The organism is Nonomuraea montanisoli, assembly GCF_013363975.1.
Classification (GTDB): Bacteria; Actinomycetota; Actinomycetes; order Streptosporangiales; family Streptosporangiaceae; genus Nonomuraea; species Nonomuraea montanisoli.
Map to the genome: position 1 here is coordinate 297,931 of NZ_JABWGN010000011.1, position 24,670 is coordinate 322,600.

A 24,670-nucleotide genomic window follows, 5' to 3' on the forward strand; every position below is an offset into this window, starting at 1 on the left:
CAAAGACCCGAGACCCCGAAACGACGAAGACACCACGCCACCCCAAAGACCCGAGACCCGAGGCCCGGGGCTTTTCCTCAGTCGTCGGTGTCGAGGCGGGCGTGCATGTGCATGTCGTGCCAGCCGTCGGCATGCAGGGCCTCGCGGCGTTTGACGCCCTCCAGGGCGAACCCGGCCGCCTCTGCCACCCGGCACGACGCCGGGTTGGCCGTGGAGTGGTTCAGCTCCATGCGGTGCAGCCCGAGCGCGGCGAAGGACCACGCGGTCACGGCTGACAGGGCTCGCGGGGCGATCCGACGGCCGCGCGCCGCCGGCAGCACCCAGTACGACACCTCGGCCACCCCGTCGCGGAAGTCCAGCCGGCGCAGGCTCACCTGGCCGACGACCGCCCCCGCGTCCACCACGGCCCATCCGGCGCCGGTCTCCTGACGCCAGCGCCCGGGCCAGGACTGGATCCAGTCGTGGGCCTCCTCGTCGGTCATGGACCGGCAGTGCCAGCGCTGGATGGCCGGATCGGCGTATCCCGCCAGGACGGCGGACCGGTCGGACTGCTGCCAGGGCCGAAGCAGGACGCCTCGGGCATCGATCGTGGGCTGCGCGAGCGTCGCCATCCTGCCGGCGGACAACGAGGGTCGAACGAGCAAGGGCACGCGCCGATTATCCCGGTGAACAGCCTGCCCCGGGGGCGCGGTCAGCGGACCGGGCACACCGCGAGGCGCTTCCGGCCGGGTGTGGCCCGGGAATCGCCGACCGTCTCCTCCCCCGGCCACCGCGTGCGCCGGAGGCGTTCCGATGGGCCGTCCATCGTGCGGACCACCCATCGTGCGGACCACGCTGACCACGCGGTGTCGTGCCAGCGACCACCTCAGCACGGCAACGGCCCAGCACCGCGCCAGCAACCACCACAGCACAGCAACCGCCCAGCACCGCGCCAGCGACCACCACAGCACGGCAACGGCCCAGCGTCGTGTCAGCGACCACCACAGCACGGCAACGGCCCAGCGTCGTGTCAGCGACCGCATCAGCACGGTGACGGCCCTGCGTCAGAGCGGTCGGCGATCGTAAAGGCCATGAACGGAACGGCGACTGAGGCCCTGAGCCCGGGGGCGATCCGCTTTGGCGATCCGACCTGAGCGATCCAGACACCCTGCGGCACTCCCAGGACCTCATTCCACCAACGGCCCGTTCGATCTGAACCTCGTGACAACTTTCGAAGGAGCACCGCCATGTCCGTCACCCTCACCGACCAGAACGCCCAGACCCTCCGGACCGCCGGCTGGGGCGTCGTCTCGCTGGTGGCCGTCGCCGGTGCCGACGGCTCGGCCCACAAGGTCGCCACGGCCGCCTCCATCGCTCTGTCCTCCGCGACCGGGCCGGTCGGGCACGTGCTCAACAAGGCGCCGAAGGGCCTGAAGGGCAAGACCACCGCCGAAATCGCCGACCAGGTACTGCCGGCCCTGACGGCCTCGATGAGCCTGCTCAACCAGCAGGATCCGGCAGAAGCCGACAACTTCCGCCGCACCGTCCTCGTCGCCGTCGATGCCGCAGCCTGGGCCCAGAAGGGCGAGCCCACCCCCATCCTCGCCGAGATGGCCCGCAAGATCACCGAGGCCCTCGACGCTGCCTGATGGATGTCCACCTGCACAGTCACCGCTCGGTCGCAGGGGTCCCGTCCGGACCCCTGCGACGCGACTGCGTGGTGGTTCAGGAGATGACGTCCACGAAAGCGGCCCCGGTCACACCCGGCCGCCCGCCTCCTTACGGCCGCAAGGCCAGGTGAGATCCCCCGACCTGGCCCGACCCGATCCAACCTGGCACGCCCCAATCCGACCTGAGCTGAGCTGAGCTGGGACTGGGCTGAGCTGGGCCGAGCCGAGCCGAGCCGAACTGAGCCTGGACTGAGCTGAGCTGAGCTGAGAACTGGGCCGAGCTGAGAACTGGGCCGAGCTGAGAACTGGGCCGAGCTGAGGCCTGGGCTGACCTGAGCTGACCTGAGCTGACCTGAGCGGAGCTGACCTGAGCGATCACACGTTCATCACCGCGCTGATGAGCGGCAAGCTCCTGCCGACGGCGCTGCTGGCCGATACGTGCACGCCGGAGTCCAAGGCTGGCGTCGAGGGCGCTGGCGCCGCCACGCAGTGGCACCGAGTGACGACCGAATGACATCGGTGGTGCCTTGTGGCGCTGCGTCATGACGCCCTGCGGGGCGGCGTGCTTCGGCTACCGCGTGACATGCAAGAGGGTTTGGTGCGTAGTCATCATGCGTCGCGAGGACCTCAGGCAGATCCGAGCACGTTGTACCGCTTCGGCAGGACCCCGCCCAGCCTGGTCACGCCTTCAAGCACCGCAGGCGTAGTCCCACCCGGATCCCGTCCCGACAGAAGGCTGGGCGGCGCGGCCCCTCCCAGCGGTCGGGTGGGACGTCGTGGGGTCAGCCTGGGCGTACGGCGCCTCGGTAGCGAGGGCGGTAGTGGGATGAGTCGAGGAAGCTGGTCTTGCGTACTACGTCTCCGGTCTTCGGGGCGTGGATCATGATGCCGTCGCCGAGGTAGAGGCCCACGTGCGTGGGGTCTCCCGTGCCTCCGCCGAAGAAGACCAGGTCGCCCTTGCGCAGGGCGGTCACCGGCACTCGGTGGCCTTGGCGGAATTGCGAGCCGGTGTAGTGGCCGAGCTTCACGCCTGCCTTGGACCAGGCGTACAGGGTGAGGCCGCTGCAGTCGAAGCCTGTGGTGCCGGCGCCTCTGCCGACGCCTCTGGTCGGGCCTGTGGAGGCGCCGCCGCCCCAGGAGAACGGGGTGCCGAGTTGGTCCAGGGCAGCGGCTACGGCGATTTCGCCGCTGGTGCGGGTGTCTGCGCGGTCCGTCTTGTCTGCCCGGTCTCTCTTGTCACTGTGCTCTGAGTAGCCTCCGTACTCCGACTTGGCTCCCTGGTCGCGGTTGGTTTCCTGGTCGTGGGTGTCTGCGGGGCGGGGAGGCGTCGGTGCATGCCTGCGGGGCTTCTGGCTTGTCGTGGTGCTCGGCAGGCCAGTGCTCGGCAGCTCTTGGGTGGGGTGGAGATCCGGAAGGGGCTGGCCGTAGGTCGGGGGTATCGGGAGGGCGGGGGGCTGGGGCGTGGGGAGTTCGGGGTGTTGTGGCGGGTTGGGGTTGTCGGGTGCTTCGTTCTGGAAGCTTCGCCAAAGAGGTTGTGGCCTCCATCCCGAAGGCGTGGCCCGGTATGGCCACAGCGGCCACCATGTGGGGAAGGTGGGCGGCGTCGGGGTGGGGTGGGTGATGGTGATGCCTGCTCGATCGAGGGCCGCCGTCAGAGGTGGGCTTCCCTCGCACGCCTGAGGAGGGAGGGTCACCACGAGGCGCACCTCCCCCTGGGCGAGGCTGCCGGGGCGGGCCGCGAAGAGGATCGGCCGGGCGGTGCCCTTGAGGTGGCGGGGTCTGCTGCTGGACAGGGCGTCCGGGTCGGTCAGATGCCGGTCGGTCAGGAGCCTTGCGTACGTCTTGGAGAGCGTGACCGTGCCGAAGCAAGGTGCGGTCGTGGGCGTGGCGGACGCCGGGCCTGGCAGGGCGGTGAGGCCGGCGAACAGGCTGCCGCCGATCGCCACCGAGGCGCGGCAGAGCAGGGACGGGGTGAGGACGGGACGGGGGGACATGGGGGCCTCCGGTGCCGGTGAAGGGTGGAGGCCTCAGGATCGGTCGGGCGGTGGTTGGGTCGGGGGGCCGAGCGGGGTTCTGGGGATAAGGGGGCGGTGGTGGTGGCGGGCTGTGGAAAAGCTCGTTCGGGCTTCGGGCTTCGGGCTTCGGGTTCCGGGCTTCGGGCTCCGGGCTCCGGGCTCCGGGCTCCGGGCTCCGGGCTCCGCAACAGTCACAGGTCACGGGTCACCCCAGTCACGGGTCACCCCGTCACGGGTCACCAGCCGCCAGCCGCCAGTCACCGATCACCAGCCGCCGGTCACCAGTCACCGGTTGGGGGATGCGGCTGGCTCCGGCTTGTGTTCCGCTATGCGGGCGAAGGCGTGGATGTCCAGTTGCTCGCCGCGTGCCGACGGGTCCACGCCCGCCCCTCGCAGGGCCTCCTCCGCCGCCGGCGGGCTGCCCGCCCAGGACGACAGCGCCGCGCGCAGGGTCTTGCGGCGCTGGGCGAACGCGGCGTCGATCACCGCGAACACCTCCTCCCGCGACACCTTCGTCGCCGGCGGGTCGCGGCGCACCAGCGAGACCAGGCCCGAGTCCACGTTGGGCACCGGCCAGAAGACCGTCCGGCCCACCGGTCCCGCCCGGCGTACGTCCGCGTACCAGGCGGCCTTCACCGACGGCACCCCGTACACCTTGGAACCCGGCCCCGCCGCGAGCCGGTCGGCCACCTCGGACTGGACCATGACCAGGCCCTTCTCCAGCGACGGCAGCGCCTCCAGCAGGTGCAGCACCACCGGCACCGCCACGTTGTACGGCAGGTTGGCCACCAGCGCCGTGGGCGTGTAGCCGCCCAGGTCGGCGAGCGAGACGCGCATGGCGTCGGCCGCCACCACGGTCAGCTTGTCGCCGAGGCCGCGCTCCCCCACCGTGAGCGGCAACTGGGTCGCCAGCACGGGATCGATCTCGACGGCCACCACGTGTCGCGCCGACGGCAGCAACGCCAGGGTGAGCGACCCGAGGCCGGGCCCCACTTCGATCACCACGTCTTCCGGCGACAGGTCCGCTGCCCGTACGATGCGCCGGACGGTCCCTCCGTCGATGACGAAGTTCTGTCCCAGCTTTTTCGTGGGACGAAGATCTAGCTTGTCCGCCAAAATACGTATTTCTGTTGGGCCCAACAGCCTCATCATCCAACCAGTCTCCCGCATCGAAGAACGTGCGATGGCGTACGGGGGGACCACAGGGGAGGATGGCGTGGAACAGGAAGGGACGTCCCTGATGGAGCCAACGGGCGCCGCACCCCTTCGCCCGACGGATCTGCGGGAGATCGGGCCTTACCGGTTACTCGGCCGCCTCGGCGAGGGCGGCATGGGCACCGTGTTCCTGGCCCGCGCTCCCACGGGGCGGTTCGTGGCGGTCAAGGTGGTGAAGGCGGAGTTCGCCAACCAGGAGGGGTTCGCGGTCCGCTTCCACGCCGAGGTGGAGAACGCGCGCAGGGTGGCCTCGTTCTGCACCGCCCAGGTCCTCGACAACGGCAACACCGGCGACGGCCGGCCGTACATGGTGACCGAGTACATCGCGGGCACCCCCCTGTCGGCCCAGATCTCGCAGTACGGCGCGCTCGACCCCGGCCCGCTGCACGGCGTGGCGCTCGGCGTCGCGGCGGCGCTGGCCGCCATCCACGTGGCGGGCCTGGTCCATCGCGATCTCAAGCCGGCCAACGTCATCCTCTCCCTGTCCGGGCCGCGCGTGATCGACTTCGGCATCGCGCGGGCGCTGGACCGGGAGACCGGGTTCACGCTCTCCGGCGAGTTGCTCGGCAGTCCGGGCTGGTGGGCGCCCGAGCAGGTACGCGGCGAGACGATCACCCCGGCCGTGGACATCTTCGCCTGGGGCTGCCTGGTCGCCTACGCGGGCAACGGCCGCCATCCGTTCGGCCGGGGTGACGTCATCACGCTGGCCTCGCGGGTGCTGCACTCGGCACCCGAGCTGGGCACGCTTCCCGCCCCGCTCAACGATCTCGTACGGCGGGCCACCGCGATGGACCCCGCCCAGCGGCCGTCGGCTCAGGAGCTCGTGATCGCCCTGGTCGGCGGCGGGCTCCCCGGCGCGGGGGCGACGGTCACGGCCCCGGCCGCCGATCCGCCCACGCTGGTGGCCACCGAGTTGCTGAGCGAGTGGCAGGCGCCGCAGAACGTGGTGGACGAGCCCGACATCACCGCGACCTTCGCCACCCCACCGCCGGCCGACACCCTGGCGACGCCGGGTCAGTCCTCCTCGGGAACCGCTTCCCCACCTGCGTCCCCCTCTTCCACGCCAAGCTCCTCACCCGCCTCGTCCCCGTCAGGTCCCGTCTCTTCTGCGCCCACGTCTTCGTCACGGCCCGCCGCAAAAGGCCCGGCGGCACACACCTCGGCGCCGGGCGGGTCGGCGACACACACCTCGGCGCCGGGCGGGTCGGCGGCGCCGGGCCCCGCCTCGGACGGGCCCACCCGGATGGAGAAGCCGGGCGCCCTGTCGCAGGAGGAGCTGGCGCGGCGCGAGGAGCTGGCCGCCCGCGAGCAACTGGCCCAGTGGGATGTCCAAGCCCAGGCGCGGGTCCAGGCTCAGGCCCAAGCCCAGGTCCAGGCGCTGTCCCAGGGTGAGCCCGCAGCCAAGAGTGATGGCAGCCAGGCCGCCCGCGGTGAGCCGCGTGCCGCCGTCTCGCGCCCGCTGGAGACCTCCGACACCATCCCACCCCAGAACCAGCAGGACCAGCAGGACCAGCAGGCCCGGCGTCCCCGCGGCACCCGCTGGCTCATCGCCGCGGCCGCCGCCGTCCTCGCCATCGCCGTCACCGCGGCCGTCCTCATCACCACCTCGCCCCGCGACGTCGCCTCCCCCATCCGCACCCGCAGCGCCTCCCCGGCGGCGCAGCGGCAGCCGGCCGATCTCGGCCGCCGGTTCCCGCTCGGCACGTCGTTCGACGACCCCGTGCTGGTGGTCGCGACCGCGCCGACGTGCGGGCTGAAGGAGTACGAGGGCGCGCGGCAGACCCAGGGGCAGCTCTGCGTCGTGCGCTGGTCGATGATCAACCCGGGTGGCGCCCTGCGGGAGATCGGCAGCCCGGCCGTGTCGCTGGTGGACGACCAGGGCGGCCGGCACGATCCCGCGCCGGTCCGGCTTCCCGACGTGATCGCGCCGGGTGGCCGCCTCGACCGGGCCTACGTCTTCGACCTGCCTCTCTACCGCACCCCCGTCCGGCTCACGGCGACCCTGCTCAAGGGGGGCCGCCAGGTGGAGGTCAGGCTGTGATCACCCTGCGCGCGGCGCTCCTCACCGCGGTGATGCTGTCCACGACGGCCGCGGGCATGGCGAGCCCCGCGACCGCCGACGCCACGGGCAGCACGAGCACCGCAAGCAGCGCGACCACCGACGCCGCGGGCAGCACCAGCGCCGCAAGCAGCGCGACCACCGACGCCGCGGGCAGCACCAGCGCCGCAAGCAGCGCGACCACCGACGCCGCGGGCAGCACCAGCGCCGCAAGCAGCGCGACCGCCGCGAGCGCCGCGGCCCGCGACAACGCCGCCTGCACCAGTCCGAACGACTTCGACGGTGACGGCGTGGACGACGTGGCCGTCGGCGATCCGTTCGCCGACGACGACAAGGGCGCCGTCCACGTGATCTCCGGGCAGAAGGTCGTGCCCGTCCCGGTGCCCGGTCTGGCGGCAGGAGACGGGTTCGGCTGGTCGGTGCGGCTGGCCAAGGTCAACGCCGACGCCTGCGCCGACCTGGTCGTCGGCGCGCCGTTCACGGACGTGCGCGGCAGCGAGGACGCCGGCGCCGCCTACGTCGTGTACGGCGGCGGCGCGGCGCCGCCCCGGCAGTTCACCGCGCCCGAGCCGCAGCGCGACGCCCACTTCGGCTGGTCCGTGGCCGGCAAGGGCGACCTGGTCGCGATCGGCGCACCGTACGAGGACGAGGCGCGGCTGGCCGACACGGGCGCCGTCTACGTGGCCAAGGGCGAGGGCCGGCCCCGCCGGATCAGCCAGGAGTCGCAGGAGGTGCCGGGCAACGGCGAGGTGGGCGACCAGTTCGGCTGGGCGCTGGCCTTCGGCGCGGGTAACCAGCTCATCGTGGGCGTGCCGTACGAGAACGACGACGGCGCGGGCCGCCAGGTCGGCACCGGCAAGATCGACTCGGGGTCGGTCGTCGTCCTCGCCGACGCGCTCGCGCCCGAACTCTCGGGCGTCAAGCTCGACTCCCCCACCGACGCCGACGGCGACCGGTACGGCTACGCGGTGGCGTACGCCGACGGCGCGGGCCTCGCGGTGAGCGCACCCGGCCCCGGCTACGTACAGCTCCTGAACCCCAAGCTCGCCCCCGTCAGGACCGTCCGGCAGGGCGGCAAGCAGGCGTTCGGCTTCTCCCTGGCCGCCTCGGCCGACGGCAGGCTGGCCGTCGGGGCCCCGTACGGCGGCGGCGTGCGGGTGCTGTCGTTCCGCAACCCGGCCGACGAGCGCGTGCTGCCCGCCGCCGACGACCTGGCCGGCTACGCCGTGGCCTTCAGCGGCAACAAGCTGTACGTGGGCCGGCCCGACGCCGCCCCGTACGGGAAGGTCGCGGTGACCGGCCGCAACGCCGAGGAGCCACAGGACGTGCAGCCCGCGAAGGGCGCGGACTTCGGGATGTCCCTGGGCGGCTAGGTCACCACGCGCCGAAGACGGCCACCCCGTTGGCCTCGATCGCCTCGCACAGCGCGTCCGGCTCGACGCCCTTGATCTCCGCCAGGCAGCGCAGCGTCAGCGGGATCAGGTAGGGCGCGTTGGGCTTGCCGCGGTGGGGCACCGGCGGCAGATAGGGGGCGTCGGTCTCGACGAGCATGAGCTCCACCGGCGCCACCCGGGCCGCCTCGCGCAGGTAGCCGGCGTTCTTGTACGTGACGGGCCCGGAGAACGACAGGTAGTAGCCCGCCGCCGCGCACTCGGCCGCCATCTCGGCGTCGCCCGAGAAGCTGTGGAACACCACGACCGGCGGCGCCCCCTCCTCGGCCAGCACCTTGAGCACGTCGGCGTGGGCGTCGCGGTCGTGGATGACCAGCGCCTTTCCGGTGCGCCTGGCGATCTCGATGTGCGCCCGGAACGAGGCGTGCTGGTCGTCGCGGCTCGCCCAGTCGCGGAAGTAGTCGAGGCCGGTCTCGCCCACCGCGCGCACCTCGGGCCGGCCGGCCAGCTCCTCGATCTCGGCCAGTGTCTCGGGTGTGGCGGCGTGCGCCTCGTTGGGGTGGATCGCCACGCCGGCGTACACGTCGGCGTGGGCGGCCGCCACCTCGGCGTTCCACCGGGACGACGGCAGGTCGTAGCCGATCGTGACGAGCCGGGTCACCCCGACGGCGCGGGCGGCGTCGAGGATGCCGCTCACGGTGGCCGAGGCGGCCTGCGCCGCCTGGGCGACCGGGTCGCCCGAGGACGCCTGCCGGTCGCCCACCATGATGTCGAGGTGGCAGTGGCTGTCGAACACCGGAGCCGGCAGCGGCTCCGGCGCGACGGGAGGCGCGGCGGGGGGCTTGCTCACGGTCACTCGCCCAGCCGGGCCAGCTCCTCGTCGACCACCTTGGGGTCGAGCTTCTTGAACAGCGGCACCGGCGGCGCGAGCGGGGTGCCCGGCTGGATCGGCCGGTGCTCCCAGCGGGCCCCGTCGGCGTAGTCGCCGGTGATCACCGGGTAGGAGGGGCCGCCGTCCTCGTCGACCTCGCGGATCTCCGGCATGCCGGCCCACACGCCCTCGCCGCCCAGCATGGCGTGGACCTTGTTGGACGAGCCCGGCAGGAACGGCGTGAGCATGGTCTTGGCGTCGTCGACGACCTGGAGGGCGACGTGCAGGATCGACTTCTGCCGCTCCGGGTCGTCCTTGAGCTTCCACGGCTCCTGCTCGGCGAGGTAGCGGTTGGCGTCGCGGACCACGTCGAGGGCCTCGGTGATGGCGTTCTTGAACCGCGAGCGGCCCAGCTCGGCGCCCACCGGGCCGAACGCCTCGCGCGAGCGCTGGAGCAGCGCCCGGTCGGCGTCGGTGAGGTCGCCGGGCTCGGGGATCTGGCCGAAGTTCTTGGCGGCCATCGAGATCGACCGGTTGACCAGGTTGCCCCAGGCGGCCACCAGCTCGCCGTTGTTGCGGTTGACGAACTCCTGCCAGGTGAAGTCGGTGTCCTGGGTCTCCGGGCCGGCCACGGCGATGTAGTAGCGCAGGGCGTCGGCGTCGTAGCGCGCGAGGAAGTCGCGCACGTAGATGACGACCTGGCGCGAGGAGGAGAACTTGCGGCCCTCCATGGTCAGGAACTCGCTGGAGACCACCTCGGACGGCACGTCGAGCTTGCCCAGCGACCCCGGCCGGCCGTCGCGCGCCCCCTGGCCGCTGTAGCCGAACAGCATCGCCGGCCAGATCTCGGCGTGGAAGACGATGTTGTCCTTGCCCATGAAGTAGTAGCCGCGGGCGTCGGGGTTCTGCCACCACTGGCGCCAGGCGTCGGGATCGCCGGAGCGCCTGGCCCACTCGATGGAGGCCGACAGGTAGCCGATGACCGCGTCGAACCACACGTACAGCCGCTTGTTGGGCTGGTCGCGCCAGCCGTCGAGCGGGATGGGGACGCCCCAGTCGAGGTCGCGGCTGATGGCCCGCGGCTGGAGGTCACCGAGCAGGTTGAGAGCGAACTTCAGCACGTTGGGCCGCCAGTCGCCCTGCTTGGACTGCAGGTACGAGCCGAGCACCTCGGCGAAGGCGGGCAGGTCGAGCATGAAGTGCTCGGTCTCGGTGAAGACCGGGGTCTCGCCGTTGATCCGGCTCTTCGGGTTGATGAGCTGGATCGGGTCGAGCTGGTTGCCGCAGTTGTCGCACTGGTCGCCGCGCGCGCCGTCGTAGCCGCAGATGGGGCAGGTGCCCTCGATGTAGCGGTCGGGCAGGGTGCGCCCGGTGGACGGCGAGATCGCCCCCATCGTGGTCTTGGGGAAGATGTAGCCGTTGTCGTACAGGCCCTTGAAGATCTCCTGCGTGACCGCGTAGTGGTTGCGGGTCGAGGTGCGCGTGAACAGGTCGTAGGACAGCCCCAGGCCGGTCAGGTCCTCGGCGATGACCCGGTTGTAGCGGTCGGCGAGCTCCCTGGCGGTCACGCCCTCCTTGTCGGCCTGGACCTGGATGGGCGTGCCGTGCTCGTCGGTGCCGGAGACCATCAGCACCTTGTTGCCCGCCATCCGCTGGTAGCGGCTGAAGACGTCGGACGGCACGCCGAATCCGGAGACGTGCCCGATGTGGCGAGGGCCGTTGGCGTACGGCCACGCGACGGCGGTCAAGATGTGCTGGGACATGGTTCCAAGCCTACGGGGCGGGGGCGGGCACCACGAACGGGTTACCGCCCCGCCGGGGTCAACGGGTGGTGGTGTCCTCGCGGGGCGCCTGCTCGGCCTGCTCGCCGGCCGTCTGCCCGGCCTGCTCGCGGGAGACGATCTCGGCGGCCTCCTCGGCGGCCTTGGCGGCCACGTCGGCGGGCGTCTCGCGGGTGCGGCGGATGCCGAGGATGCTGACGAACAGCGCGGCGAAGATGGTCTGGAAGCTCATGACGAGCGCCGTGGCGGAGGGCACGACGATGCGCAGCGACTCGCGCGGGTCGAGCTCGCCGAAGCTGCGGATCTGCCAGTGGACCAGCGACATCACCAGGCCGACGAGACCGGCCAGGGCAAGCAGGCCGCCGGCCACGAGCCCCTTCTCCAGGGTGACGATGTCGATGAGCTTGCGGATGCGCGGCGACTCCGGCAGGAACCCCTCCTCGGCCGCGTAGACCTTGGTGAAGACCGCGAACAGGACCGCCTGGAAGCCGATCACCACCGCGGCCGACGCGCCGACCAGGGTGTCGACGTCGAAGGCCAGCTCGCCGATCTCGACCGGGCCGAAGGTCAGGGCGGTGCCGGCGACCAGGCCGAGCGCCATCATGACCAGGCCGGGGTAGAAGAACAGCCACTTGGGGCTGTACAGCAGCAGGAAGCGCAGGTGGCGCCAGCCGTCGCGCCAGGAGCGCAGGTGCGGCGGCCGGGAACGGCCGTCGGGCGACAGCGTGGTGGGCACCTCGCGCACGTCGAGGCCGGACAGCGTGGAGCGGACCACCATCTCGGAGGCGAACTCCATGCCGCCGGTCTGGAGCTGCAGGCGCAGGATCGAGTCGCGCCGGAACCCGCGCAGGCCGCAGTGGAAGTCACCGATGGCCGAGGGGAAGAACAGCCGGCCGATGAACGACAGCACCGGGTTGCCGAGGTAGCGGTGGAGCGGGGGCATGGCGCCCGGCGCGATGCCGCCCCGGAACCTGTTGCCCATCACCAGGTCGGCGCCGTCGCGCAACTGCTCGACGAACGGCACCAGGGCGGTGAAGTCGTAGGAGTCGTCGGCGTCGCCCATGATGACGTACTTGCCGCGGGCGGCCCTGATGCCGCCCATGAGGGCGTTGCCGTAGCCCTTCTCGTCGACGTGGACCACACGGGCGCCGGCGTCGCGGGCGATCTGCTGAGAGCCGTCCGTGCTGCCGTTGTCGGCGATCAGCACCTCGCCCTCGATGCCGTGCTCCTCCATGCACGCCAATGCCTTGCGCACACAGACTTCCACGGTCTCGGCCTCGTTGAGGCAGGGCATGACCACCGTCAGTTCCACGTCTCAACCCTTCAGTTAGGACACTTCCAGCACACCATCATGCCCTCTGCCCAGACTTGGTCGCGGCAAGTCCTAGAAACGGCTGGCATTCTTTACAGCATGGTGAGCGTCGCGGAGATTACCCCTGTGGACCACTCCGCCCCTGGCCGGACGGCGCGTGCGCTGGCCTTTCTGCGCCGTCATCGGGTGTTCGCCGTGGCCTTCGCCCTGGGCGGGGTGCTGCGGCTCGTCACCATGCTCGGATACGGGCCGGCGATGTGGTTCAACGACTCCTACGAGTACGTCTCGGTGGCGCTGCACCCCCGGCCGCACCCGATCAGGCCGAGCGGCTACGGGTTCTGGATGATGATCCTGAAGCCGTTCCACAGCTTCGCCCTGGTGGTGTTCACCCAGCACCTGATGGGGCTGGCCACGGCCGCGCTGATCTACGCGCTGCTGCGGCGCAGGTTCGCGCTGCCGAAGTGGGGGGCGACGCTCGCGGCGGCGCCGGTGCTGTTCGACGCCTACCAGATCCAGCTCGAACAGCTCATCATGTCCGACTCGATGTTCATGCTGCTGGTCGTGGGCGTGGTCACGATGGTGCTGTGGCACCGGCGGATGTCGTGGAAGCTCGGGGCGGTGGTGGGCCTGCTGCTCGCCCTGACCTGGCTGACCCGCTCGATCGGGCTGCCGATCCTCGCGCTCGTGGTGGCCTACCTCGTGGTCAAGCGGACGAGCTGGAAGGCGGTCGTGGCGGTCATCGTGGCCTGCGCGGTGCCGATCCTCAGCTACATGGGCTGGTTCGCCGCCAGCATGGGCAAGTTCGCCATGACCAACAGCGACGGGCTGATCCTCTACATGCGCACGGCCATCTTCGCCGACTGCTCGAAGATGAACATCGACAAGTACAAGGAGATCCAGCTTCTCCTGCTGTGCATCAACGACCCCGTCGACCAGCGCAAGGACTACGCCCAGTGGTACCTGTGGGGCCAGGGCGGCGGCGGCACGGGCACCGGCGAGGTGCTGCACCGGTGGGGCGCCGGCAAGAAGTTCACCGAGATCACCAACGAGGCGGCGAGCGCGTTCGCCACGCGGGCGATCATGTCGCAGCCGGGCGACTACCTGACGGTGGTGGCGCGCGACTTCTTCCGCGCCTTCCGCTGGGACCGGCGGCAGTTCCCCGACGCGGCCACGTTCAACATGTACGAGTTCCGCCCCTACTACGACCTCGACACCAACGGGCGGCCGAAGCGGCTGCCCAACTGGCCCGCCTACCAGGGGCGCACCGACACCGACGCGTTCTCCTACGAGCAGGGCCCGCCCGAGACGCGGATCGTCTCGCCGTTCGCGGAGATCATGAGCAGCTACCAGGACGTGTTCTACCTGCGCGGCATCATGCTCGGCGGCATCATGCTGGTCGGCCTGTACGGCGTGGCGGTGCGCTGGCGCAGCGTCGGCGGGCCGGTGGCGCTGCCGTGGCTCGGGGCGTTCGGGCTGCTGCTGGCGCCGGCGGCGACGGCGGAGTTCGACTACCGGTACGTGTTGCCCGCGGTGCCGCTGGCCTGCATCGCGGCGGGGATCACGCTGCGCCGCGGCATCACTTGGGGGCGGCCTCGACCCACGAGCGCATCAGCATCCGAGCCCACCACTGTGCCTGCGTGATCGTCTCGCCGGTCAGCACGGGATACAGCCACCAGAAGTTGATCAGCACGACGAGGGCGAGCGCGCCGGCGACGGCGGAGCCCGCCGCGCGCCGCCCGGGCCGGGCGTCCTGGCGTCCGAGCGCCAGCCCGGCGACCAGGGTGAGCCCCAGCACCATGAACGGCACCACCGGGATCATGTAGAACAGGTACATCGTGCGGTGGTCGGCGACGGCGTAGTAGAACCACGGCAGCCAGCCCGCGGCCACGGCGAGCAGCACCGCGCCGGCCCGCCAGTCACGGGCGGAGGAGTACCACACGACGCACCCGAGCAGGGCCAGCCAGGCGGCGAACCAGAGGGCGGGGGTGCCGGCGCCGATCACGGTCTCCGAGCAGTCGCGGGCGCCGCAGCCGGTCCCGCCGGTCTCCTGGGCGAACAGGACCGGCCGGAACAGCACCGGCCACGTCCACGGCTCCGACTTGTACGGGTGGTAGAGGTCGAGCCCGGTGTGGTAGCCGAGCACCTGCACCTGGTACTGCAGCCACGACCGCACCGAGTCGACGACGAAGAACAGCGGCCCGGACGAGGTGGCCTGCGCCCAGCCGCGCCCGTAGCCGCCGTCGCGGGCGAACCAGCTCGCCCACGACGCGACGAAGGTGAGCGCCGGGGCGAGTCCCATCGCGGCGGTGGCCTGCGGCAGGTCCAGCGCGAAGGTCCCCTTGTAGGGCTCGCGCAGCCCGACGGCGCGCCTGGCCCCCATGTCCCACACGAAGCTGAGCACGGCGAACGCGACGAGGAAGAAGATCCCGGACCACTTGACCGCGCAGGCGGCGCCCAGGCAGACGCCCGCGGCGACGCGCCACGGCCGTGGCCCGAGCCGGGGGCCGTACGAGGTGAGCGGGTGGGTCTCGCACCAGGCGGCGAGCCGGTCCCGCGCCCGGTCGCGGTCGACCACGAGGCAGGCGAACCCGGCCAGCACCCAGAACATGAGGAAGATGTCGAGCAGCGCCGTGCGCGACAGCACGAGGTGCAGGCCGTCGAGCGCGAGCAGCAGACCGGCCAGGCAGCCGAGCAGGGTCGAGCGGGTCATGCGCCGCGCCACCCGGGCGATCAGCAGGATCGACAGGGTGCCGACGACCGCGGCCGCGAAGCGCCAGCCGAACGGGTTCATGCCGAACATCCACTCGCCGAGGCCGATCATCCACTTGCCGAGCGGCGGGTGCGCGACGAAGGCGGCGCAGTCGGAGGGCTCCGGGCAGTGCTTCCAGATGTCGAGGTTCCCGGCCAGGATGCGCCGGTCGGCGATCGGGTCCTTGACGTCGCCGAGGGTGTGGCGCTCGACGCCGAAGGTCAGCAGGGAGTAGGCGTCCTTGATGTAGAAGGTCTCGTCGAAGACGACGGCGCGGGGATCGCCGAGGCGCACGAAGCGCAGGATCCCGCCGAAGACGGTGACCAGGACGGGCCCCAGCCATCCCCACAGGGGGGCGCCCTGCATCGGCGGCACGAGCCTGCGTGGTGAAACCCCCCAGTTCTTCACGACCTGCACCCTAAGGGGTGAGAGATCACCTGTGCACTGCGTCGTAGAGCTCCCGCTTGGGCATCCCGGCGGCCTTGGCGACCTCGGCGACGGCGGCCTTGCGCTGCTCGCCTGCGGCCACCCGGCGCTCCACCTCCGCGACCAGCGCCTCCAGGTCGGGCGGCCCCTCGTCGGGGACGTGGCCTCCCACCACGACGGTGATCTCGCCCTTGACCCCGCCGGCCGCCCACGCGGCCAGCTCGGCTAGGCCGCCGCGGCGCACCTCCTCGTAGGTCTTGGTCAGCTCGCGGCAGACGGCCGCGGGCCGCTCGGCGCCGAACGCCTCCGCCATCGCCTCCAGCGACTCGGCCAGCCGGTGCGGCGCCTCGAAGAACACCATCGTGCGCTCCTCGCCGGACAGCGCCGACAGGCGGCGGGCGCGCTCGCCCGTCTTGCGCGGCGGGAAGCCCTCGAAGCAGAAGCGGTCGCTGGGCAGCCCGGACACGGCCAGGGCGGTGGTGACGGCGCTCGGGCCGGGCAGCGCGGTGACCGTGACGCCCTCCTCGACCGCGAGGCGGGTCAGCCGGTAACCGGGGTCCGACACGCCCGGCATCCCGGCGTCCGTGATGACGACGACCGTGCGGCCCTCCTTGAGGGTCTCGATGAGCTCCTGGGCCCGGCCTGCCTCGTTGGCGTCGTAGTAGGAGACGACCCGGCCGCCGATCTCGACGCCGAGGTCGGCGGCCAGCCTGCGCAGCCGCCGCGTGTCCTCGGCGGCGACCACGTCGGCGCTCCGCAGCACCTCGCGAAGCCGCGGCGAGACGTCTCCCGCCTGGCCTATCGGGGCTCCCGCCAGCACCAGTCTGCCGTCTTCTCTCACCCGGCCATTGTGGCAGGACGTCCCGATAGGACGGTGTTCACGGGTGAACATCGGCCTCAGCCCCGTACGATGTCCGAATGGCGGTGACCGATTTCGCGTACCACGCCTTTGGTGAGCCGAAGGCCGACGAGAGCAGTCCCCGTGCACGTTCCGTGCGCGAGCGGATGGTCCCGCCCATGCCCTCCAACCCGCTGTGGGGATGGCTCGGGCCGCTGCTCGTCGCCGCCTTCGGCGGGATCCTGCGCTTCGTCGACCTGGCGCATCCCCGGGCCGTGGTCTTCGACGAGACCTACTACGCCAAGGACGCCTACTCGCTGATCACCTGGCTGGTGGAGCGGGTCACGATCAAGGACGCCGACAAGGCGATCCTGGCCGGCAACCTCGACATCTGGCAGAAGTGCGCGCCCGACCAGCTCGACAAGTGCGCCTCCTACGTCGTCCACCCGCCGCTCGGCAAGTGGATGATCGGCGTCGGCGAGTGGATGTTCGGCATGAACCCGTTCGGCTGGCGCTTCGCGGCCGCGGTCGTCGGCACCCTGTCGATCCTGCTGATCGCCCGGGTGGCGCGGCGGATGACCCGCTCGACCGTGCTGGGCTGCTTCGCCGGTCTGCTGCTGGCGCTCGACGGCCTGCACTTCGTGCTGTCGCGCACGGCGCTGCTCGACATCTTCCTCATGTTCTGGGTGCTGGCCGGGTTCGCCTGTCTGGTCGCCGACCGCGACTGGGCCCGGCGGCGGCTGGTGGAGTGGTACGAGACCGGCCCGCTGTCGCCCGAGGGCCCGTCGCTGGGCCTGCGGCCCTGGCGGATCGGCGCGGCGCTGTGCCTGGCCGCGGCCTGCTCGGTGAAGTGGTCCGGGATCTTCTTCCTGGCCGCGTTCGCCGTCATGTCGGTGATGTGGGACTTCGGGGCGCGGCGGGCGGTCGGGCTGCGCCGGCCGTACGCGGGGGCCCTGGCCAAGGACGTGCCGCCCGCGGTGGCGGCCTACGGCGTGGTGTGGTTCGTCGCGTACATGGCGACCTGGACCGGCTGGTTCGCCACGGCGACGGGCTACGGCCGCAACTGGGCGCAGGCCACCTCGTCGGGGCCGTTCTACTTCGTGATCGACTCGATGCGGTCGTGGGTGAAGTACCAGTGGCAGGTCTTCACCTTCCACAGCGGGCTGGAGACCTCCCACCCGTACATGTCGGAGCCGTGGCAGTGGCCGCTGCTGCTGCGTCCGGTCGCGTTCTACTACGAGGGCAAGCAGAACGTCTGCGGCGCGCGCGACTGCTCGGAGGCCGTGCTCGGCGTGGGCACGCCGGTGATCTGGTTCGGGTCGCTGCTCGCGCTGGTGGCCCTCATCGCCTGGTACGTCGCCTCGCGCGACTGGCGGGCCGGGGCGGTGCTGCTGTCGTACGCGGTGGGCTGGCTGCCCTGGTTCTACTTCGCCATCACCGACAACCGGACGATGTTCCTGTTCTACGCGATCCCCATGGTGCCGTTCATGGTGCTGGCGATCACGCTGTGCGCGGGCTGGCTGATCGGGCCGGCGAAACGCACCGAGAGCGGCGCGCTGCCGATGCGGCGCACGATCGGCGCGGCGGTGGTCGGGGCGTTCGCGCTGCTGGCGTTGATCAATTTCTGGTGGTTGCACCCGATCCTCACGGCCGAGCTCATCCCCTACACCGAATGGAAGGCCCGCATGCTCTTCGACAAACGGTGGATCTGACAGTGCCGGTCCACTTATCAGTTGTTTCGTAGGGTAGATCCGTGCAAGACCCAATACGCACCGGTTTCGGGCATCGTCAGGCCCGGGGTCGATACGGCAAACTTCGAGGCATGAGTGCACCAGACGTCACCGCGCTCCTCGCCGAGCTGGAGCGCTCCGAGCCGGACCTGGCCGAGGAGGCCAGGACGGCTGTCGAGTGGCTGACCGGCGGCGACCCGCTGGAGACGGTGACGCAGCTCGATGTCTGCGAGTTCCTCTGGTACACGCTCCCGCTGAAGGTCGGCGGCGACCACGAGCGGCTGGCCCGCTCGCTCGGCCGCCTGCTCCACCTCGGCGGCCTGCGCCGGTACGCCGCGCTGTGCGTCTCCCCCACGACCCTGCAGATCCTGCGCACGTACGCCCGCGAGGGCGAGGACGCGGGCACCGCCGCCTACCAGGAGGCCCTGGAGGCCACGGGGGTGCTGCCGCCCGACGTGCCGGAGCTCCAGTGGAGCACGATCATGGGCCCGGAGGAGCTGGGCGCGCACGTGGCCTGCTCCGCGGCCCTGGAGCTGGCCATCCTCGCCGGCGACGACGAGCTCGACCGGGTCGCCCTCACCCGGCGCTGGCTCACCGAGCCCCGGACCGACCTGGGCGGCGACAGCTGGCTCAACCGCGTCCACGGCGAGCGGCTCAACCGCTGGGTGCTGGGCCGCGGCCCGGCCCGCAGGGAGCTGGCCCAGCCGTTCGAGGTCCGGCTGCACGCGCCGGTGGCCGCCCAGTCGGTCCCCCCGCTCCACGGGCTGCTGTCGCTGGCGGCCTCCGAGGAGAGCCTGCCCCTGCGTCTCGCGCCCTCTCCGGAGGCGCTGCGCCTGCGCGACCTGGCCGAGCGGGAGCTGAACGCGCTGCGCCGCGACGGGGCGCGGCTGACCATCACCGCCGTGGGCAGGCGGCTGCTGCTGTCGCCCGAGGCGATGTGGGAGGCGGTGACCCGGCTGCTGCTGCCCAAGGGTGAGCAGGAGTTCGAGCTGGCGGCCCGCGAGGCGGCGCTCATGTTGCTGGCCGACGGGTCGCTCATCTCGCCGGCCGAGCTGCGGCGCCGCGTCGCCGAGGTGGTCGGCGACGAGGGCTGGCATCCCGCCACGGAGCCGGGCGACGTCGCCAAGCCGGTGGACGACCTGGTGGGGCGGCTCACGGCGCTCGGGCTGGCGTTCGGCGACGAGCTGGCGGTGCGCATGTCGCGGGTGGGCCACTTCGCGGCCCTGGCCGCGCTGCGCGCCCACGCGCTGCGGCCCCGGCAGTACGTCAGCGCGGGCTGACGCGTCCGTACGCTGCGCCTTCCGTACGTCGGCGCGGGCCTGCGCGTTCGTACGCCGCCCCTTCCGTACGTCGGCGCGGGCCGGCGCGTTCGTACGCCGCCCCTTCCGTACGTCGGCGCGGGCCGGCGCTTCCGCCCTGCCCCTTCGGCGCGTCCTCGAAGGGGTTCAGGGCGCGTCCTCCGGGGCGTTGACGTTCCGGATGGCGCGCTTGAAGTCGGGGCACTCCACGAGCGGGTCGTGGTCGCAGACGGACGCGTGGCGCAGGCTGTCGCGCAGCCGGGTGAGCTGCCGCACCCGCGCGTCCACCTCCCGCTCCTTGGCCGCCATGCGCTCGCGCAGCGTCGTGTCGGACGGCCGGGCCACCAGGAACGCGCCGATCTCGGCCAGCGTGAACCCCGCGTCGCGGGCGCAGCCGATCAGCGCCAGCCGGTCGAGCGTCTCCGGCCGGTACGCGCGGCGCAGGCCGTTGCGCGCGGCCGGCTCGATGAGGCCCTTGCGCTCGTAGAACCGCAGCGCCGAAGGGGCCAGGCCCGACCGCAGGGCCACCTCGCCGATGTCCAGCAGCGCCTCGTCCACCTCGCCGACGTCCAGCAACGCCCCGTCCACCTCGCCGACGTCCAGCAACGCCTCGTCCGCCTCGCCCGTGCCGAGCGGTGTCCCGTTCCGTTCCTCGGTCATGACGCCTCCCCTCGCGCTCGACATGAAGCGCGCTTGACTTGAACCGCGGTTCAAGTCGCATTGTAGGCGTATGAAGATTCACCACCTCAACCTCGGCTCGATGCGTGAGATCGAGTCCACCACCGGCCTGCCCACCGCCCCCGCGGTCTGCCACGCCCTGCTCATCGAGACGCCGTCCGCGGGCCTCGTGCTCGTCGAGGCGGGCCTCGGCCTCGACGACGTCGCGCGGCCCGCCGAGCTGCTCGACACCGAGTGGGTGGAGCAGGTGATGCCCGCCCTCGCCCCCGCCGAGACCGCCGCCCGGCAGCTCCCCGCGCTCGGGTTCGACCCCGCCGACGTGCGGCACGTCGTGCTCACCCACCTGGACGTGGACCACACCGGCGGGCTGCCCGACTTCCCCGGCGCCGCCGTCCACGTCATGGCGGCCGAGCTGGAGGCCGCCGCGGCCGAGGCGCCGAGCCGGCGCTACCGGCCCGGCCACTGGGCGCACGGCCCCCGCTGGGTCACCTACGGCGAGGGCGGCGAGACCTGGTTCGGCATGGAGGGCGCGCGGCCCCTGGAGGGGCTGGACGACGTGCTGCTCGTGCCGCTCGGCGGGCACTCGCGGGGACACGCGGGCGTGGCCGTCAGGGACGGCGACCGCTGGCTGCTGCACGCGGGCGACGCCTACCTCTACCACCGCGAGCTCGAACCGGAGCCCGTCGCGCACCCGCTGATGGACTTCGTCCAGCAACTGGCGCAGGTGGACGCCGAGCTCCGGATCGCCAACCAGGCCCGGCTGCGGACACTGGCCCACGAGCACGGGGTGGACGTGTTCTCCGCCCACGACCCGTGGGAGCTCGCCCGGCGGGTGGGCTAGGCGGTGAGGGTGGCGTGCAGGCGGCGGGCCTCGCGGACCAGGCCGGTCACCCGGCTGCGGCCGGCCAGCTCCGCGACCGGCTCCAGCGCGCCCCGCGCGCCCGCCCAGCCGGCCACGTCGGCGGCCAGCGTCATCATCCGGGTGTGCGTGCTCGTGGCCCGCTCGCCGGGCCCCGGCAGGTACGCGGCCAGCAGCCCCGTCATCACCCCCCACACCTCCCGGTGGGCGCCGCTCCGGGCGAGCTCCTCCAGCGCCCGCAGCACCTCGACGGGGCTGTAGCAGCGGTACTCCCACCGGGTCGCGTCGTCGCGGAGCAGCGCCGCGAGCTGCCGGCCCGTCTCCTCTCCGAGCCCACCGGAAGCGGCCAGATCCAGCAGGAGCGGCACCGCCTCCTCGGGGTGACGGCACAGGTGGTGGGCCGCGAGGCACCCCACACTCGGTCCGGCGGGCCCCTCGGCGGTCGCGAGCGCGGTCAGGGCGTCGGATTCGAGCTTGCTGTACGGGCCGTAGGACTGCATGGCGTGGACGGCGAACGCCGCGGCCACCTCCCGGTGGGCGGGCAGCACCGGGAGGAGCTGGTCCAGCATCTCCTCCGATCCGGCGGACGTCATCTGCCCGTCCAGCACGGTTATGCCGGGGCTGTCCCAGGACAGAACGGGCGTGATCCGGGGGCCGTGCGAGCCCTCCTTCCACCGCAGTTCCACGCGGGGCTCGACGCGCTCGCCGGACAGCAGGCGGGCGACCGCGCGGCCCGCCGCACCGGTCAGCCGGGCGGCGCGCTCGGCCACCTCGCCGGGGGCGGTGCGGGACAGGCGGAGCAGCGCCTGCTCCAGGTCCACGGGCAACGGCTCCATACCGTCGCGCTCGTAACCCTCCAGGCGCTCCACCAGCACGGCCGCGTCGAGCCGGCCGCTGACGTGGGTGGGCGTGGCCAGCAGGTACGGCGGGAGCGCGCCGTCCGTCAGCGCCTGGTAGACCTCCGCGTAACGGCGCAGCGGCATGCGGAGGCTCGGCTTCGCGTGCCCCGCCTCGGGGATCCGTTCCTCGACGGCGGCGGGCCGGTCACCGGCCAGGACGGCGTTCGCGGTCCTGCGCTCGACGCCGGGGTCGCTCAGTTCCTTGGCCATGGCCATGATCCATGGCTCGGTGTCCCACCACGGGCGCCTCCAGTAATCCCGGGTGCGGAAGCGGCCGGCGGTGGTGGCGAGGGCCCCGGTCAGGGCCGGTCGGTCGCCTGCGGCCAGCCGGACGAACCCGTCCAGCCAGCGCTCCGCCGGGAGCCAGTCGCCCCTGAACGGCCACAAACGGAGCAGTTCTGCGGGCGTGGCGACCGGCACTGGCATGGGGGTGGGCTCGGGGGCCGGCGGCAGCGGAGGCGAGGCGAAACGGCTCTCCGGCGCGGCGGGCACGGCGTCGCCCCCGAACGCCTCGGCGAGCGCGACGCCCTCCCCCGGCGGCATCAGCGCGACCGCGTCACGGATCGCCGCCGCCCCGTCCGGGGTGAAGCGGGCGGCGTACCCGAGCACCAGCCGCGCGGCCCGCTCACGCGCCTCGCCCGCCTCGCACATCAGCGCCGTGGCCAGGGCCGGGGCGTAGCCGTCGAGGTCGCCCGGGTGGTCGCGGAGGAGCCGGTCGAGCCAGATCAGCCCGGCGCGCACCAGCTTGCCCTCCGCGCGGAACAGCAGTCCCTCCACCGCCTCGCGGGCCTCCTCGGGCTCCAGCCCGCCGACCGCGCGCAGCCGCCTGAGCGCGAGGTCGGCGACGTTGGCGGGGGCGGCGGGCAGCAGCGCCGCGTAGTCGCGCCGCCGCTCGGCCACCTCGGCCGCCGACGGGGCGAGGGCTTCGTGGAGACGGACGAAGAAGCGCAGGTCGGCGGCCGTACCGCCGCGCAGGAACCGGCTGAGGCAGCCGTCGAGGAGGAGCGCGCGGGAGACCCGGCCGCTCGCCGCCAGAGCGGCCAGCCGGGCCGGGCGCTCCTCGTCGCCGCGCAGCAGCCGGCCCACGCCCTCGGACGCGAACACGCGCGGCAGCATGGCGTCGAGCAGCGGCGCGTCGCCCGGGTCGGCCGGCCAGGCGTCGATCCAGGCCAGGGTGAGCGGGTCATGCTCCGGCGGCTCGGCTCCGGTGCGGCGCAGCAGCTCCAGCACCAGCCGTACGGCCCTGGACCGTCCGGGCTCGGTGCCGCGCAGGCGCAGCGCGAGACGGACGGCGAGGTCGGCCTGCCACTCCGGAGGGCGGGCGGCGACCACCTGAAGGATGTGCGGGACGTCGTCGGGGTCGTTCCAGAAGCGGCGGAAGTCGCGACCGTTCAGCCATGTGACGACGGCGGCGGCCCCGGCGATCGTGCCCGCGCCGGCGACCCGCATCGCCTCCGACCAGCCCAGGTTCTCGTCGGCCGACCAGATCGACCGGGCGCCGGCCCGACCATGGCCGAAGCTCCTGAGTGTGGCCAGGAGGCCGGGCAGCTCGCGGGCCACCTCGCGGCGCTCCTCGTCGGTGAGCCGGGCGACCACGGCCGCCGTGGCGGCGGCGTCCTCCCTCTGGACGGCGGCGCGGACCGCGTCCCAGGCCCCGCTCGGCGCGGCGGCGTGTCCTGACACCTTCATGATCGGGGACCATAGTGGCGGCCACCGACAAGGACCGGGGGCTCAGTCCGCCGCACGCTTCATGAGCTCGCACGCTTCATGAGCTCGTCCGCTTCATGAGCTCCAGCCAGAACCGCCTGGCCTCCTCACCCCGGTAGCGCCGGGCTCGGACGCGCGTGTGGCCGAGATAGAGGATGACCTCGGTCGTCACCGTGACGCCCGCGCCGTCGCCCTCGATCTCCAGGAGGGTGCGCAGGCTCACCCACTCCTCCGGCCGCGGACTCCAGTCCGGGAAGGCCATGCGGCCCGCCTGTATGCGAAACGCCTGAAACCAGCGCTCCTCCCCCGAGGTATGCACATGTCCACAGTCTCAGGACACGAGCGAACACCAGGGGAAAACGCGTGAGTCAGGGCTTACGACCCACTCCACAGACGGCGCTGACCGGGTCGGACGGGTTGTGGCCCTCAGGCCCGGGCCGCCACTGCGGCGTCGGCACCACGCCCGGCTCCACCAGCTCCAGGCCCTCGAAGAACGTGGCGATGTGCTCCGGGGCGCGCAGGTTGTAGGGGTAGGCGGCCCGGGAGTTGTAGCTCTCGACGGCCGCGACGAGGGCCGGGTTGGAGTTCGTGCCGTCGCTGAGCGCGAGGTGGCTGCCGGGAGGCAGGCGGTCGAGCAGCCGGGTCACGATGCCGTTCGGGTCCTCGGCGTCGCTCACCTGCCCCATGATGCTCAGCATGGTCAGGCCGACCGGGCGGCTGAAGTCCAGGACCTTGGCCGCGCCCTCCAGGATCCGGTCCGGGTCGCGGACGTCGGCGTCGAGGTACTCGGTGACGCCCTCGGGCGTGCCGGCGAGCAGGGCGCGCGCGTGGACCAGCACGAGCGGGTCGTTGTCGACGTACACGATGCGGGACTCCGGGGCGACCGACTGGGCCACCTCGTGGGTGTTGTTGGCCGTGGGCAGGCCCGTGCCGATGTCCAGGAACTGGCGGATGCCCACCTCCCCGGCCAGGAAGCGCACCGCGCGGTTGAGGAACTGCCGCTGGAGACGGGCGACCTCGGCGAAGGCCGGGAACAGGTTCAGGATCGTGTCGCCGGCCTCCTTGTCGGCGGCGTAGTTGTTCTTGCCGCCGAGCAGGTAGTCCCAGACGCGGGCCGAGTGCGGCTTGGTGGTGTCGACCCGCTCCCAGGCGGAGTGGGCGCTCTGGTTGTCCATCGGGCTCCGATCGGAGGG

General features: G+C 72.4%; 20 protein-coding genes. 7 read left to right on the forward strand and 13 right to left on the reverse strand.

The genetic code is table 11. The features are described 5' to 3' along the window. Positions 1 to 77: 77 nt before the first annotated feature. Complete coding sequence (locus HTZ77_RS28885) at positions 78 to 650, reverse strand: GNAT family N-acetyltransferase (protein WP_328808827.1); 573 nt, start codon at positions 648 to 650, stop codon at positions 78 to 80. A 576-nt stretch (positions 651 to 1,226) separates the two neighbouring features. Between HTZ77_RS28885 and HTZ77_RS28890 the strand changes: the two genes are divergently transcribed. Further along, complete coding sequence (locus HTZ77_RS28890) at positions 1,227 to 1,628, forward strand: hypothetical protein (protein ID WP_175592844.1); 402 nt, start codon at positions 1,227 to 1,229, stop codon at positions 1,626 to 1,628. Positions 1,629 to 2,431: 803 nt separating this feature from the next. On the opposite strand, the gene HTZ77_RS28895 is transcribed toward HTZ77_RS28890, so the two are convergent. Continuing rightward, positions 2,432 to 3,643, reverse strand: a complete 1,212-nt coding sequence (locus tag HTZ77_RS28895) for a C40 family peptidase (protein WP_175592845.1) — start codon at positions 3,641 to 3,643, stop codon at positions 2,432 to 2,434. A gap of 306 nt (positions 3,644 to 3,949) precedes the next feature. Continuing rightward, entirely contained in the window at positions 3,950 to 4,834 is an 885-nt protein-coding gene (gene rsmA, locus HTZ77_RS28900; RefSeq protein WP_175592846.1) for a 16S rRNA (adenine(1518)-N(6)/adenine(1519)-N(6))-dimethyltransferase RsmA, read from the reverse strand. A gap of 70 nt (positions 4,835 to 4,904) precedes the next feature. Here rsmA and HTZ77_RS46705 point away from each other — a divergent pair, with 70 nt between their 5' ends. Next, a complete protein-coding gene (locus HTZ77_RS46705; RefSeq protein WP_235995277.1) occupies positions 4,905 to 6,920 on the forward strand; it encodes a serine/threonine-protein kinase in 2,016 nt (671 codons plus the stop codon). Here the strand turns inward: HTZ77_RS46705 and HTZ77_RS48420 are convergent. Then, the gene (locus tag HTZ77_RS48420) at positions 6,910 to 7,200 is read right to left on the reverse strand and encodes a hypothetical protein (protein WP_175592847.1); all 291 of its coding nucleotides are present in this window, start codon (positions 7,198 to 7,200) and stop codon (positions 6,910 to 6,912) included. The genes HTZ77_RS46705 and HTZ77_RS48420 overlap by 11 nt on opposite strands. A gap of 28 nt (positions 7,201 to 7,228) precedes the next feature. Here HTZ77_RS48420 and HTZ77_RS28915 point away from each other — a divergent pair, with 28 nt between their 5' ends. Continuing rightward, the gene (locus HTZ77_RS28915; protein ID WP_175592848.1) at positions 7,229 to 8,311 is read left to right on the forward strand and encodes a hypothetical protein; all 1,083 of its coding nucleotides are present in this window, start codon (positions 7,229 to 7,231) and stop codon (positions 8,309 to 8,311) included. 1 nt (position 8,312) lies between these two features. Here the strand turns inward: HTZ77_RS28915 and HTZ77_RS28920 are convergent, their stop codons facing one another. Genes HTZ77_RS28920 through HTZ77_RS28930 form a run of 3 tightly spaced genes read right to left on the reverse strand, consistent with a single transcriptional unit; the run spans position 8,313 to position 12,293 of the window. Continuing rightward, positions 8,313 to 9,179 carry a TatD family hydrolase gene (locus tag HTZ77_RS28920; protein WP_328808829.1) on the reverse strand — a complete coding sequence of 289 codons (867 nt, stop codon included), beginning with the start codon at positions 9,177 to 9,179 and terminating at the stop codon, positions 8,313 to 8,315. Between the two features lie 2 nt (positions 9,180 to 9,181). Beyond that, a complete protein-coding gene (gene metG, locus HTZ77_RS28925) occupies positions 9,182 to 10,963 on the reverse strand; it encodes a methionine--tRNA ligase (protein WP_175592850.1) in 1,782 nt (593 codons plus the stop codon). A 58-nt stretch (positions 10,964 to 11,021) separates the two neighbouring features. Further along, positions 11,022 to 12,293 carry a glycosyltransferase gene (locus HTZ77_RS28930; RefSeq protein ID WP_175592851.1) on the reverse strand — a complete coding sequence of 424 codons (1,272 nt, stop codon included), beginning with the start codon at positions 12,291 to 12,293 and terminating at the stop codon, positions 11,022 to 11,024. A 195-nt stretch (positions 12,294 to 12,488) separates the two neighbouring features. Here HTZ77_RS28930 and HTZ77_RS28935 point away from each other — a divergent pair, with 195 nt between their 5' ends. Further along, entirely contained in the window at positions 12,489 to 13,934 is a 1,446-nt protein-coding gene (locus HTZ77_RS28935) for a hypothetical protein (protein ID WP_328808830.1), read from the forward strand. On the opposite strand, the gene HTZ77_RS28940 is transcribed toward HTZ77_RS28935, so the two are convergent. After that, the gene (locus tag HTZ77_RS28940; RefSeq protein ID WP_328808831.1) at positions 13,870 to 15,450 is read right to left on the reverse strand and encodes a dolichyl-phosphate-mannose--protein mannosyltransferase; all 1,581 of its coding nucleotides are present in this window, start codon (positions 15,448 to 15,450) and stop codon (positions 13,870 to 13,872) included. The genes HTZ77_RS28935 and HTZ77_RS28940 overlap by 65 nt on opposite strands. A 25-nt stretch (positions 15,451 to 15,475) precedes the next feature. Then, positions 15,476 to 16,309: a 16S rRNA (cytidine(1402)-2'-O)-methyltransferase gene (rsmI, locus tag HTZ77_RS28945; protein WP_328808832.1), complete on the reverse strand. Its 834-nt coding sequence runs from the start codon at positions 16,307 to 16,309 to the stop codon at positions 15,476 to 15,478. A gap of 77 nt (positions 16,310 to 16,386) precedes the next feature. Between rsmI and HTZ77_RS28950 the strand changes: the two genes are divergently transcribed. Both HTZ77_RS28950 and HTZ77_RS28955 read left to right on the forward strand, forming a co-directional pair. Next, positions 16,387 to 18,018: a dolichyl-phosphate-mannose--protein mannosyltransferase gene (locus HTZ77_RS28950; protein ID WP_175592854.1), complete on the forward strand. Its 1,632-nt coding sequence runs from the start codon at positions 16,387 to 16,389 to the stop codon at positions 18,016 to 18,018. A 110-nt stretch (positions 18,019 to 18,128) separates the two neighbouring features. After that, on the forward strand, positions 18,129 to 19,316 hold the full coding sequence (locus HTZ77_RS28955; RefSeq protein ID WP_175592855.1) for a hypothetical protein: 1,188 nt from the start codon (positions 18,129 to 18,131) through the stop codon (positions 19,314 to 19,316). 165 nt (positions 19,317 to 19,481) lie between these two features. On the opposite strand, the gene HTZ77_RS28960 is transcribed toward HTZ77_RS28955, so the two are convergent. Continuing rightward, positions 19,482 to 19,994 (reverse strand): MerR family transcriptional regulator, encoded by a 513-nt coding sequence (locus tag HTZ77_RS28960; RefSeq protein WP_175592856.1) that lies wholly within the window; start codon positions 19,992 to 19,994, stop codon positions 19,482 to 19,484. Between the two features lie 70 nt (positions 19,995 to 20,064). Here HTZ77_RS28960 and HTZ77_RS28965 point away from each other — a divergent pair, with 70 nt between their 5' ends. After that, positions 20,065 to 20,853, forward strand: coding sequence for an MBL fold metallo-hydrolase (locus HTZ77_RS28965; protein WP_175592857.1), 789 nt, complete (start codon positions 20,065 to 20,067; stop codon positions 20,851 to 20,853). On the opposite strand, the gene HTZ77_RS28970 is transcribed toward HTZ77_RS28965, so the two are convergent. The 3 genes from HTZ77_RS28970 to HTZ77_RS28980 form a co-directional block, all read right to left on the reverse strand. Next, complete coding sequence (locus tag HTZ77_RS28970; protein WP_175592858.1) at positions 20,850 to 23,459, reverse strand: DUF7824 domain-containing protein; 2,610 nt, start codon at positions 23,457 to 23,459, stop codon at positions 20,850 to 20,852. The two genes, HTZ77_RS28965 and HTZ77_RS28970, sit on opposite strands and share 4 nt — an antisense overlap. 76 nt (positions 23,460 to 23,535) lie before the next feature. Beyond that, positions 23,536 to 23,739: a hypothetical protein gene (locus HTZ77_RS28975; RefSeq protein WP_175592859.1), complete on the reverse strand. Its 204-nt coding sequence runs from the start codon at positions 23,737 to 23,739 to the stop codon at positions 23,536 to 23,538. 106 nt (positions 23,740 to 23,845) lie between these two features. Next, on the reverse strand, positions 23,846 to 24,652 hold the full coding sequence (locus tag HTZ77_RS28980) for an SAM-dependent methyltransferase (RefSeq protein ID WP_175592860.1): 807 nt from the start codon (positions 24,650 to 24,652) through the stop codon (positions 23,846 to 23,848). Positions 24,653 to 24,670: the final 18 nt, after the last annotated feature.